The organism is Roseivivax lentus (genome assembly GCF_900156805.1).
Lineage (GTDB): Bacteria > Pseudomonadota > Alphaproteobacteria > Rhodobacterales > Rhodobacteraceae > Roseivivax > Roseivivax lentus.
Genome location: NZ_FTOQ01000003.1, coordinates 354262 through 365955, shown reverse-complemented (window position 1 = coordinate 365955; position 11694 = coordinate 354262). Strand labels below are relative to the sequence as shown.

The 11694-nt window shown below is 67.5% G+C and carries 12 protein-coding genes and 1 pseudogene; 1 reads left to right on the top strand and 12 read right to left on the bottom strand.

Annotation, left to right across the window (positions count from 1 at the left end; genetic code table 11):
* The 8 genes and pseudogenes from BW990_RS21285 to BW990_RS08630 all read right to left on the bottom strand — a co-directional run.
* A pseudogene (locus BW990_RS21285) lies at positions 1-165 on the bottom strand (IS5/IS1182 family transposase); the annotation flags it as partial.
* Positions 166-507: 342 nt separating this feature from the next.
* Positions 508-1002, bottom strand: a complete 495-nt coding sequence (locus BW990_RS08660) for an anthrone oxygenase family protein (protein ID WP_076447089.1) — start codon at positions 1000-1002, stop codon at positions 508-510.
* Positions 1003-1066: 64 nt separating this feature from the next.
* Entirely contained in the window at positions 1067-1498 is a 432-nt protein-coding gene (locus tag BW990_RS08655) for a DUF4345 domain-containing protein (RefSeq protein WP_076447086.1), read from the bottom strand.
* Between the two features lie 33 nt (positions 1499-1531).
* Complete coding sequence (locus BW990_RS08650) at positions 1532-2362, bottom strand: SDR family oxidoreductase (protein WP_076447083.1); 831 nt, start codon at positions 2360-2362, stop codon at positions 1532-1534.
* Positions 2363-2459: 97 nt separating this feature from the next.
* The gene (locus BW990_RS08645; RefSeq protein WP_076447080.1) at positions 2460-3467 is read right to left on the bottom strand and encodes an AraC family transcriptional regulator; all 1008 of its coding nucleotides are present in this window, start codon (positions 3465-3467) and stop codon (positions 2460-2462) included.
* Positions 3468-3483: 16 nt separating this feature from the next.
* Positions 3484-4269 carry an SDR family oxidoreductase gene (locus BW990_RS08640; RefSeq protein ID WP_076447077.1) on the bottom strand — a complete coding sequence of 262 codons (786 nt, stop codon included), beginning with the start codon at positions 4267-4269 and terminating at the stop codon, positions 3484-3486.
* Positions 4270-4433: 164 nt separating this feature from the next.
* Positions 4434-4784 (bottom strand): VOC family protein, encoded by a 351-nt coding sequence (locus tag BW990_RS08635; RefSeq protein ID WP_234990192.1) that lies wholly within the window; start codon positions 4782-4784, stop codon positions 4434-4436.
* 57 nt (positions 4785-4841) lie between these two features.
* Positions 4842-5822, bottom strand: a complete 981-nt coding sequence (locus BW990_RS08630; RefSeq protein WP_076447072.1) for an NAD(P)-dependent alcohol dehydrogenase — start codon at positions 5820-5822, stop codon at positions 4842-4844.
* Between the two features lie 107 nt (positions 5823-5929).
* Here BW990_RS08630 and BW990_RS08625 point away from each other — a divergent pair, with 107 nt between their 5' ends.
* Positions 5930-6811 (top strand): LysR family transcriptional regulator, encoded by an 882-nt coding sequence (locus BW990_RS08625; protein ID WP_234990191.1) that lies wholly within the window; start codon positions 5930-5932, stop codon positions 6809-6811.
* 154 nt (positions 6812-6965) lie between these two features.
* Here BW990_RS08625 and BW990_RS08620 read toward each other — a convergent pair whose 3' ends face one another.
* The 4 genes from BW990_RS08620 to BW990_RS08605 form a co-directional block, all read right to left on the bottom strand.
* Entirely contained in the window at positions 6966-8660 is a 1695-nt protein-coding gene (locus tag BW990_RS08620) for a Hint domain-containing protein (protein WP_076447066.1), read from the bottom strand.
* A gap of 276 nt (positions 8661-8936) precedes the next feature.
* Positions 8937-9425, bottom strand: coding sequence for an NUDIX hydrolase (locus BW990_RS08615; protein ID WP_076447063.1), 489 nt, complete (start codon positions 9423-9425; stop codon positions 8937-8939).
* Between the two features lie 89 nt (positions 9426-9514).
* Positions 9515-10807 (bottom strand): chromate efflux transporter, encoded by a 1293-nt coding sequence (chrA, locus tag BW990_RS08610; protein ID WP_076447060.1) that lies wholly within the window; start codon positions 10805-10807, stop codon positions 9515-9517.
* 275 nt (positions 10808-11082) lie between these two features.
* Positions 11083-11556: a DUF3291 domain-containing protein gene (locus BW990_RS08605; RefSeq protein WP_076447057.1), complete on the bottom strand. Its 474-nt coding sequence runs from the start codon at positions 11554-11556 to the stop codon at positions 11083-11085.
* Positions 11557-11694 lie beyond the last annotated feature (138 nt).

Sequence of the window (11694 nt, the reverse complement as noted above, 5' to 3'; positions counted from 1 at the left end):
GGAGGGGCGGCCGGTATGGCTGTAGAAATCTGCCAGATGGGCACGGATGTTTCTCAGATCGACGAACCGGTCGATTGATCGAAGCAGGTGATCCTCGGGGACGTGATCTTCAAGCGAGAACTCGTAGAACAGCGCCGGTTGCGCTTCCTTCCTGGGTCCCATCATCGCCAATCCTCCCACCCATCGGCGGAATTGAATCAGCACCACGGCCCTCGATCAAGCGCGGGTATTTCAACGGAATAGGCCCGTTTCGGGTTGAGCCGCTGAGAAAAACGCCGTTCGGCGGCAAATCGTATTCTCACGACGTTGAAAAAAACTGTCGAGAAATTCCCCTCGACCGGGACAGCCCCATGGCGAAGACGCGCGCGAATCCAATGCCGACGCGCGACGCCGGGCTTGCACAAAGGGTCCCAACGCGGCGTGCCTCGGCCGAGCCGCCGATGCGCGGCACCGCCTGACGGCGAAGCCGCGTGGTCTGGCCCCTTTCCGGTGCTCCGCCGCACGGCCTCAAAGCTCGGCCATCGCCGACAGCGCGATCAGCATCAAGACCGCGGAAAGCCCGCAGGCGATGGTGCGGATGGTGTTCCAGAAGGTCCATCGCGGCAGATAGGTGCCGGTCCAGTAGGTCAGCGTCGCCGCCTCGGAGAGCGCCATCCGGTCGAGCGCCTCGTTCATCGGGACATTGCCGCGGATCGTCACGCCGAAGCAGCCCACGAAATAGATGAGCCCGGCGAGCATCATCGCAGCTCCCGGTGCCGATCCGATGACGGCCCCGCCATAAGCGGCGATGAAGAGCGACAAAGGGGCCATCGCGATGAAGAGCGGGATGAAGACATAGCGGAACACCTCGCGGTTGATGCCCTGCATGGCCTCGACACCGCCGGTGCCGCTGGTGCGGGACAAGGCGCGCATGATGAAGTCCGAAAAGGCGAGGAAGACGCCGGCAAGAATTGCATAGGCCAGCACCGAGACCTGGGCGAGAATGAAGAACCAGGGAGACATGGGAGAGATCCTTTCGAAAGCCATGAGCGCCCGGACTCAAAGTGCCCGGGCGCCGCGGGGATGATCAGGAGGGCGAGAGGCGGCGGCGGCCCCGCTCCGGGGACGCGGACCTGAAACGGTGGCGGAAGGCCGCGAGGCAGAGGCCCGCGATTGCAAGCTCGATCGCCAATGCGCCGAGGATGCTCCCGCCGGGCATTCCGTCCACGATCAGCCCGACCAGCCGCCCCGCGGGGAAGGCGAGATAGACGGTCAGGGCCGCCGCGATGGCGATCCGGCTGAAGGCGGCGCGACGGATGCCAGCCAGCATCAGGGCGCCGAGGGCCGCGAGACCGGCAGCGGGGGCCCGCAGCTCGCTCAGCAGGTTCGGATCGGGGCCGAGCGCGATGCCGTAGCTTGCGTAGAAGGCCTGCGGTGCGGCTAGGATGGCGCCGCCGATCCCGAGTGCCGTGACACCGGAGACGGCGAGGGCGGCCTTTTCGAAACGGGTAAGGGTCATGGGGAGTGCTCCGTGAGAAGTTGGCAAGCGCGCTCAGGCCGCGACCGGCCAGGCGCCGGACATGGCCGCCCGACGGGCGAACGCGGCGAAATCGCGGGGCGGGCGGCCCAGGGCGCGCTGAACGCCGTCGCCCAGCCACGCGTTGCGTCCGTCGAGCGCCTCTTCGCAGACATGGGTGAAGACATCGGCAATGAAGGCGCCGCCGATCTCGGTCATCGCTGCATGGAACTGCGCGAGCGTGATCGGCTGGTACCGCACCGGGTAGCCGCTGGCCGCCGCAAGCTCCGCCGCCGCCTCCGAGAAGTGCAAAAGGCGCGGGCCGGTGATCTCGTAAAGCTCGCCGGAATGGCGGTCGAGATCGGTCAGCGCCGCCACGGCGACATCGGCGATGTCATCCACGTCGACGATCGGTTCCTGCACGTCCCCCGCAGGCAGGGCGATCACACCCGCCAGCACCGGGTCGCGCAGGTAGCCTTCGGAGAAGTTCTGCGCGAACCATGCGCAGCGGACGAGCGTGAAATCGACACCCGAGGCGCGCACGATATCCTCGCAGCGCTTGGCATGCGTCTCGCCGCGCCCCGAGAGGAGAACGAGGCGGGCGACGCCCATGTCCTTTGCCAGGGCGGACAGCCCCTCGATCTTCTCAGCGGCACCGGGAAAGGCCAGATCGGGGAAATAGGAGACGAAGGCGGTCGAAATTCCGTCGAGCGCGGGGGCCCAGCTGTCGGGATTGTCCCAGTCGAAGGGAATGGGCGCGGACCGGGTGCCCGGGCGGACGGAATATCCCTGATCGGTGAGGGTCCGGACGATGCGGCGGCCGGTCTTGCCGGTGGCACCGATGACGAGAATGGGTTGGGTCTGCATCACGTGGCTCCTTTTGTCGATGTGATGCAGGGAAGATGCGCCGGACCGCGCCCGGGATCTTGACGGGTCCGGCCAAGGTTTTGACCGATCCTGCCAATCACCCCTGTCCGTGCCGGTCCCGGAAGGCCGCCGGCGTCACCTCGGACCAGCGTTTGAAGGCGCGGGTGAAGGAGCTTTGCTCGGAAAACCCGGTCAGGAACGCGATCTCGGCAATTGAGTGATCGCTCTGGACAAGCAGACCTTCGGCGAGGCGCCGCCGGGCCTTTTCCAGAACCCTCTGGAACGAGAGGCCTTCATGCGACAGGCGCCGGTGGAAGGTGCGTTCGCTCATGCCCATCTCGCGGGCGATGGCGGCAGCGCGGGGTGGACCCGCGCTCAGGTGATCCGATACGCGGCGCAGCAGGACCTGTTCGAAGGAGGTCTCGCGGGCGACCGAGGCCAGTTCCTTCTCAAGCTGGGGGGTCAGGAACCGCGCAAGCGCCGCGTCGCCCAAACGGTTGCCCCGGGACAGGTCGTCATGCCCCAGAAGGATGCCGTCGCGATCCGAGCCGAAACGGACCGGGCAGCCGAAATACGCCTCATGCGCCGCGGTCTCGCGCGGCGCGGCATGCTGGACATATACTTCGAGCGGCGTGACCGGCTCGGGCGAGACTTCCCGCATGATCGCCATGGCGCTGGCGAGCGTGGCCTCGTTCGACAGCCGCAGGCCCAGCCTGCGCGGGCCCGCGCGATGCAGAAGGAAGATCGCGCCCTGCGGGTCCTCGCGCACTTCGTGTTCCGCGACCGAGGTCAGAAGGCGCGCGTAACGCTCCGCCCGCTCGAGCGAACCGCGCAGCGTTGGCGCGGTCTTCCACGCCATGCCGAAGGCACCGTAATCGTCGCATCGCATCGAGGCCCCCACGCGCAGCGGGAAGTCGGTGCCATCGGGCAGCGCGGCGGCGATCTCCTCCAGCAGCGCGTAATACTCGGCATCGGGGACCATGCGCTTCACCCCGGGCAGGGCGTCGGGTGCAAGCCCCAGCCGCGAAAAGAGCGCCGCGCGGTCGATATCGGGGCCGGCGGCGTCGATGACCTTGCGCGCGAAGAGTGCGGTGATGACGCCCATCCTGCCCCTGCCCCGGTCAGTCCGTCTTGGGCGCCGCCGCCGATCCGGCGAGCAGGCCTCCGTCGATATTGAGCTCGGCGCCGGTCATGTAGGCGGCCTCGTCCGAGGCCAGCATGACCGCAAGCGCCGCGACCTCGTCCGGGTCGCCGAACCGGCGCAGGGGCGTGTCCGCGACGAAGGCCGCCATGCGTGCCGCGCGGTCGGGCCCCGTGCCCAGCATCGGCTCCCACATGGGGGTCAGCACGGCGGCGGGATGGATCGAGTTGCAGCGGATGGCGAGCCCCTGTTCGGCGCAATAAAGCGCGACCGACTTGGTATGATTGCGCACCGCGGCCTTCGACGACGCATAGGCTGCGGCGGCTGGAATGCCGACAAGCCCCGAGCGCGAGGAGATGTTGATGATCGACCCCGCGCCTTTGGGACGCATCGCGCGAATGGCGTAGCGGCAGCCGAGGAAGGTTCCGTCGAGATTGACCGCGTGCACCGCGCGCCAATCCTCGAGGCTGGCATGCTCGGGATCGTGCGGGCGCAGGGAATCCTCGAAACCGGTGACCCCGGCATTGTTCACCACCACGTCGCATTGGGGCCAGGCTTCGGCCAGCGCCTGCCAGTCCTCTTCGGACGCCACGTCGAGACGCCGCGCCTCTGCCCCGATCTCGGCGGCGATCTTCGCGGCGCGCGCCGCGTCCTTGTCGGTCACGAGGACCGAGGCCCCTTCCCGTGCGAAGGCCCGCGCGATCGCGGCACCGATACCGCGCCCCGCGCCGGTAACGATGCAGGTCTTGGCGTTCAATCGAGGCATGGTTGGTCTTTCATCTTTGGCACGGCCACTCTGCGGCGGCCTCGGATCAGGGTTTCGGCGCTCATGCCCTTTCGGGGCAAGGAACACGGGGCGCGCAAGGCCAAGGACGGTTCCGGCCGGTCTTCGCCGTGAAGCGGATGCGGGCCCATCCTACGCAGTCTCGTTCAGTCCGATAAGCACAACTTGTTGCCATCGGGATCCCGGAGATAGGCCGAGGATTTCGGCCCCCGCTGATCGGGCGCGCCTTCGCAGGTGCCGCCGAGATCGAGCGCCAGGGCGTGCATCCTCTCGACCTCGTCCCGGGTCCCGACGCAAAAGCCGATCATCGTCCCGTTTCCGCGGGTCGCGGGCTGTTCGTCGAAGGGGATGGCAACGGCAAAGGCGAAATCCGCGCCCAGCCAGTAGGTCATGCGGTCCGAAGGCGCCATGGTCCGAAGTCCCGCGCCTGCGAAAAGGCCGTCATAGAAGGCCGTCGAGGCGCGCATGTCGTTCGTGCCGAGGACGGCGTAGTTCATTTTCATGATGCGGTCTCCGATGAGATGGGTGTCCAGCGCGGGCGGTTCGGCGCGCCGTCAGACGACGACGACATTGCCGCGTTTATGCCCGCCCTCGACATAGGCATGCGCCTCAACGAGATCGGCCAGCGGGTAGATCCGGTCCATGACCGGGGCAAGACGGTCCTGCGCGATCAGGTCGAGGATCTCGGACAGCATGGCCCGCAGACGCTCGGGCTTTTCGAGGCCGGTGGCAGCGAACAGGGCGCGTTTCCGGCCCATGACGCTTGAAAGCAGGATCGCAGGCAGGCGCCCGAGCTTCAGAACCGGGCAAAGGTAGCGCCCCGCCTCGGCCAGCGCGGGCTTGGCCACCGAGAAGGACGCGACGCCCACCGTGTCGAAGATCACGTCATAAGCGGCGCCGGGCTGCATGGCCGCCTCGCGTGTGTAGTCGATCACGCGGCTGGCGCCGAGCGCGGCGACGAGGGCTTCGTTGCGCGCGCTGCTGGTGGCCGTGACCTCCGCGCCCATGGCGGCAGCGATCTGCACCGCAGCACTGCCGAGGCTGCCGGCCCCGCCGAGGATCAGGACCCGGTCGCCGCTTTTGACCTGGCCGAGATTATGCAGGTAATGCCAGGATGTCAGCACGCCGTCGCAGAGAACCGCCGCATCCTCATGCGACAGGTTTTCCGGCTTGGGCATCAGGACGCCGGTCTCGTCGAGGCAGATATGGGTGGCATTGGCGCCGAAATGCATGCCGGCCTCGCCGAAGACCATGTCGCCCGGCGCGAAGCGGCTGACCTTGTCGCCGACCGCGATCACCTCGCCCGAAAGGCCGGTGCCGGACAGACCGGCGCGCGGGCGGCGCAGGCCGAGGAAGGGACGCGCGAACAGCGGCTCTCCCCTGCGCATCAGGCCGTCGGCCCGTGTCACGGCGGAGGCGCGGATGCGGATCAGCACCTCGGTCTGGCCGGGTTCGGGCATCGGCAGCGTGACCGGGGTGAGAATGTCGGGGGCGCCATAGTGGGGAATGCGCCAGGCGGAAAGCGTTGCAGTCATGGGGAGCCTCTGTGGTCTTGGGATGCATCCCGGAGAATAGAGGTTTCTTTGCGATCCGAAGAGTGGCTATTCTGGACCGCAGTGGTTCAGAATCGATCCGGATGGTCATGGATTGGAAATCTCTTCCGGCGTTTCTGGCAGTGGCGCGGAGCGGCTCGCTCCGGGCGGCGGCGGAGCAGTCGGGCGGCACCCATGCCACCCTGCGCCGCCAGGTCGAGGCGCTGGAGGCGCAGCTCGGCACGCAGCTTTTTCGGCGGGGCGCCAACGGGCTGTCGCTGACCGCCGCAGGGCGGCGGCTGTTGCCGCAGGCGCTCGAGGCGGAGGCGGCGCTGCTCAAAGGGTTCAACGCGGTGCAGGGGCTCGACCGCGAGGCCGCGGGGCGCATCCGCCTGTCGGCGGACCCGATGACGGCGCATTACCTGCTGGCCCCGGTGCTGGCCGAGTTCGCCGCGCTTTATCCCGAGATCGAGATCGAATTGCGCCTGTCCTACACGCTCGATTCCATCGCCCGGAACGAGACCGACGTGTCGATCCGGCATGCCGCCGAGATCGAGGACGATGCGGTGGGCCGGAAGCTCTTTCCGCTGTCCATCGGGGTGGTGGCGTCGCGCGACTATATCGACCGCATGCTGCCGAAGGCCGACCGCAGGGGGCAGGGCCTGAGCTGGATCGGCTATGGCGACGTACCCGAACTGGCGCGCATGATCGCGGGCTCGGCCTTTCCGGAGGCGCGGGTCCGCCACAGCGTGCCCGATCCGGAAATGCACCTGCATCTCGTCCGCGCGGGCGCCGGGATGAGCTTTCTCGCGAGCTGGGTGACGGCGGTCTTTCCGGACCTGCAGCGCGTCCCCGGCACGGAGCTGGACCGGCGCCGCTCGACCTGGGTGCTGCTGCACGGCGAGTTGCGGCGGGTGCGGCGAGTCCGGCTGTTCGTGGATTACCTCTGCCATGCGCTGATGGAGCGGCGCGCGGCGTTCATGGGGTCCTAGTCGGTCGGGAAAGGCCGCCGGCCACGTTTTCCCTGACACGATTTGAGCACGACGGCGGCGACAGCTCTGGCCCTTTGAACTTCCGCTACAACCCCGGCCCATTCAAAGCCGCGCAGCGTCGAAAGACGTTTGTATATGCCTGGTGGCGCAATCCCTACGCCGCGCGAACCGTTCCGGGGCCCGAGCCTGCCCGCCGCTCCGGCCGCTGGAACGACTTGGTCGCGTTCAGGAGCGCTTCTACCCGCCGCTTCTTGGCAAAGGGTCGGACCAGGCGCCCATAACAGGCTTCCGCATCTTCAAGGGAGCCGATCTCCTTGAGCGTCGGAAACGCGGTCCAAAGATCGGATTGCGCGTCCGGCGACATCAATTGCAGCGCCATCGGCCCCGGAAAGAAGCTTTCGCTGGGAATGCCCTCGGCGAAGATGATCTGGTGGCTCGCGAACATCAGATGGATATAGGTCACCGCCCGCTTGCCATGCGCGATGCGGATCCCCTTGCCATATGCGGCGAGATGGGCCGCCCGGACGAGGAAGCCTTCGCCGATCAGCATCCCGTGCTGCCGCGACACCAAGAGATCGCGCTTGTTGCCCAGTGCCCCCTTGCGGATGAGGACCGGTCGGAGGCTGACATGGGCCTCCAGCTCTTCCCGTCCGATCTGCCTGCGCCCGATCCAGGTGATGGGCTGCGGGCCGTTGTCAAAGGTACAGACCAGATCGCCGACCCTGAGCGTGTCGATGGGAACCTCCCCGTCCGGGGTCGCGATATGGGTGCCCGAGGTGAAGCAGACGATGCCGGTATTGTCGTAGGAAAAGGTCGACCCGGTCGCGCCCTGAACGGTCAGGGAATTGGTGCCGAACTGCGTGTTGTCGGAATAATCGACCGCGTTGCCTTCGTCGTCGAGCGTGTTCGACTGGTTCAGGATGCCGTCGTCGAGAAGGTCTGCGCGCAGCTCGTCGAGGCTGTCGTAATAGTTCGACAGGTCGAGGAAATCGTTGTTGGTGCTGTCGCCATCGCCGAGCGGCCCGGTATTGCCGGAATTGAAATCGGTGATGGTGTCGTTGCCGTCCGAGAGGACGAACAGGTCGTTCCCGTCGCCCCCCGCAAGGACGTCGTTGCCCGCCCCCCCGTCAAGCGTATCGGCGCCAAGTCCGCCCAGCAGGAAATCGTCGCCGAGCCCGCCGCTGAGCACATCCGCGCCCGCGCCGCCATCGAGCGTGTCGGCCCCGTCCTCGCCGAGGACGGTATCGTTCCCGGCGCCAGAGGCGACGTAATCGTTCCCCGCGCCTGCCGTGACCGAATCGTCATCGCCCCCCGCGCTGCCGGGCTGAAGGGGATTGCCGTCGTTGTTGTCGATGCGGTCGCCTTCGAGGTCGCCTCCATAGGTCGCATCGATGACATCGTCGCCGCTCGTGCCTTCGACGACGTAATCGGGCACGGGGTCCGTGCCGACGTTCTGAAGATCGATCGCGCCGTTTCCGAACGCGTCCATCTCGGCCTGGGTCGCGTTCTCATCCGGCAGGAAGGCCAGGCGCGTTGTGTCTCCGGGCGCGGGATAGTCCTGCACCGTGATGATGTAGGTCGTGGCGCCTTCATACTGGTCCGGCACCTGTCCGGCGCCGTCGCGCTTCAGCGTCGGCAATTGGGCGGACAGCTCGAAGGTGAAGTCGTACAATACGCCGTCGATACTGACCTGCGTATCGGGATCGGGCAGACCACCATTGGTGTCGAGCGCCAGATCCCCGGTCGGTCCCGATTCCACGAACGTGAATTCGATCGCGGCATCGCCGCGAAGGTTCAGCGCGGGATTGTTCGCGCTGTTACTGTCGAATCTGGCCCAGAATGTCGCCACGCTGCTCTCACGCTCGGTATGGCCGCGCTTTCAGCGAGGCTTTGTTGCCAAGGAAAGTACGGATTGTTTGCGGCGGAAAATGGTAGAGTTTTAGGCAAGTTTTAGGCAAGTTTTAGAGAGTTAGGCGCGAAACCGCGCCGGGGCTTTCCCGCGAAGCGCGAGCCGCGCGACCGCCGGGGTGGTCCGACGTGGTGTCGGCGCATCGTGGGTGACGGTTCCGTCGCCGCGATGCTTTCGCCCGCACCTGCCTCAGACGTACGCTTTTGGGCGGCCTTCTCAGCGTCGGTCCGCGCCAGCCGACAAGGGGCCCTGCCGCGAGCCGAGCAGGTGGGCCTTCCGCCCCTCGGGGTAGAGCTTCGGCCCTTCCGGCAGGTCCAGCCTGTCGAGCGCGACCCACTCGGCGCAGCACAAAGCGCCGCTTTCTTCGCGAAACGAGATACGGGACGTGTTCGCGAAGGCCGCGTCCGGAAAGGCCACATCGAAGATCGCCAGGATTTCATGGCCCAAGCTGCCTTCATGGGAATAGATGTTCTCGATGAAGATCGGCGGACCCACCGTCGTCACGTCTATCCCGAGCTCCTCGCGGAACTCCCGGCGCAGGGCGTCCTCTGCGGTCTCGCCGAATTTCACGGAGCCCCCAAGCGGGCGGACGCCTTTCACGCGCCCGGAATCGTCCGGGACTTCGGGGGCAAGAAGCCGGCCCTCGCGCCAGTGCAGGCCAAGCGCCTTTAAGGGGATATGGGGGGACGGGCGCCATCGGGTCATCCCCTTGGTCCAAGAGGCGATGCGGCCTGCGGCAATGGGCGGGCGCTTTCGGATCCGATGGCGAGCAGTAGGCCCCGGAGCCGGACGCGTCAGGCCAGAAGGCCGAGCGCGGCGCCCAGAAGCGCCGAGACCAAAAGGATTCGCAGGATGCCCCAGCGCAGCCCGAAGGCCAGAACGCAGCTGACACCGAAAAGCAGCACGGCGCCCCACTCGATCGTGGCCAGTTCCGGCCGCCACAGCGTCACCGCGCCCCAGCGTTCGCGGGTCACGGTGGCAAAGAGCACATGCAGCGCGAACCAGACCGACAGGTTCAGGATCACACCCACCACCGCCGCGGTGATCGCCTCGAGCGCGCCCTGCAGGCGCGGCTGATGCGATATCCATTCGATGTACGGCGCGCCCGCGAAAATCCACAGGAAACACGGCGCGAAGGTCACCCAGAGCGTCACAAATGCGGCGATCACCGCAAGACCGAAGCCGCCCTCGCGGAAGCCCGCGACGAAGCCCACGAATTGCGTCACGAGGATCAGCGGGCCGGGCGTCGTCTCCGCCAGTCCGAGGGCGTCGATCATCTCGCCCGCACTCAGCCAGCCGAACTGCACCACCGCGTCCTGCGCCATGTAGGCCAGGACCGCGTAGGCCCCGCCGAAGGTCACGACCGCAAGGGTGCTGAAGAACGTGCCGAGCTGCACGAGGAGCCCCGGCGCGCCCGACACCGAAAGCGCCAGGAGCGGCAGCAGCCAGACCCCCGACCACAGCAGGATCGTGCCCGCCGTCCGGCGCGGCGAGACACGGGTCATGTCGACGGCGCCCTGCCCCGGGCGCGCGGTCGCGGTGATCGCGCCGTAGAGCCCCGCCAGCACCACGATCAGCGGATAAGGGATCGTCAGCAAGAATATGCCGATGAAGGCGGCGACGGCGATGATCCAGTGCCGCATCCCGGTCAGCGCCTTGCGCGAGACGCGCAGCAGCGCCTCGACCACGATCACCAGAACCGCGGCCTTGATCCCGTAAAACAGCGCCTCGACCAGCGGGACCGCCCCGAAGACGCTGTAGATCGCCGCGAGCGCCATGATTACGGCAGCGCCCGGACCGATGAACAGCAGCCCCGCGATGAGACCGCCGATCGTGCCGTGAAGCCGCCATCCGGCATAGGTGGCAAGCTGCATGGCCTCGGGCCCCGGCAGCAGCATGCAGAAGCTCAGCGCATTGAGGAACTGGCGTTCGGACAACCAATTGCGGTCCTCCACCACCTCCTTGTGCATGAGCGCGATCTGCGCCGCGGGCCCGCCGAAGGACAAGAGCCCGATCCGCCACCACAGGCGCGTCGCCTCGCCCAAGGACGGTGCGGGATCGGTCGGGATGTCGTGCGGCGCGCTCATGGCCCGGCGCCGCGCGGTCTTCGCCGGTCAGTCATGACATTTCTCCGTCGCATCGCGCGTCGAGCTCTCGCAGGTCATCGCGACGTGGTCGTGACAGATCGCGGGAGGGTGACAAGGGGGGTCGGGACGCGAGGGGGGGTCGATGGGTGTCGGTCCCGCGCGGGAACGGAGCGCGCGGGGCATCGGGTGGCTGGCGTGGCAGAGGCTGCGCCCTGCTTGCCGCTGCGCGAGCGCGGCGCCCCGCTCCAGCCCGCCGGCCATGCCCACGCACAGGGTCAGCGCGCCGGGCCGTATCCGAGCGCTGCGAAGGTGAAGACCGCCTCTCCGGGCCCCTCCGCCGCCAGCTGATCCACCTTGGCGCGGGCTTCCGCGGCGTCAGGGATATGGCCCGCGGGCACCCACCACAGCACCTGCCCGCCCCGGCCTTCGGCGAACCAGCGCGTGCGTTGGCGCAGGAACGCGCCGTGCACCGTCTTGTAGATGTAGCGCGCGGCATCTTCCGGGCTTTCCCAGACGGAGAAGGAGGCGATGCAGCGCGGATCCTCGGTAAAGCGCGGCCAGCCGATGGCGAGCGCGTTTTCCCGTTCGTTGCCGTCGCGCCAGACGAAGCCGGGGCTGCGCTCGGCCAGGGCGTTGACGCGCGGGACCGCCGTCTCGAACCCGGCAACTTCGGGGCTTCCCAGATCGCCGACGAGCGTCGCCCAGTTGAAATGCGCGATGTGTCGGCGCTGGGGTTTGGCGATTGTCATGGCGGCGTGCCTTCCTCGGACCTCTCCGGTGCAGGCAGCGTGGGTCGGGGCGGACGATCTGGCAAGCTGTTTCCGCAACGCGCCGCGCGGGCAAGGATCGACATGGTGCCCGCCCCGGAACCTGCCAGCAGGGGCCGC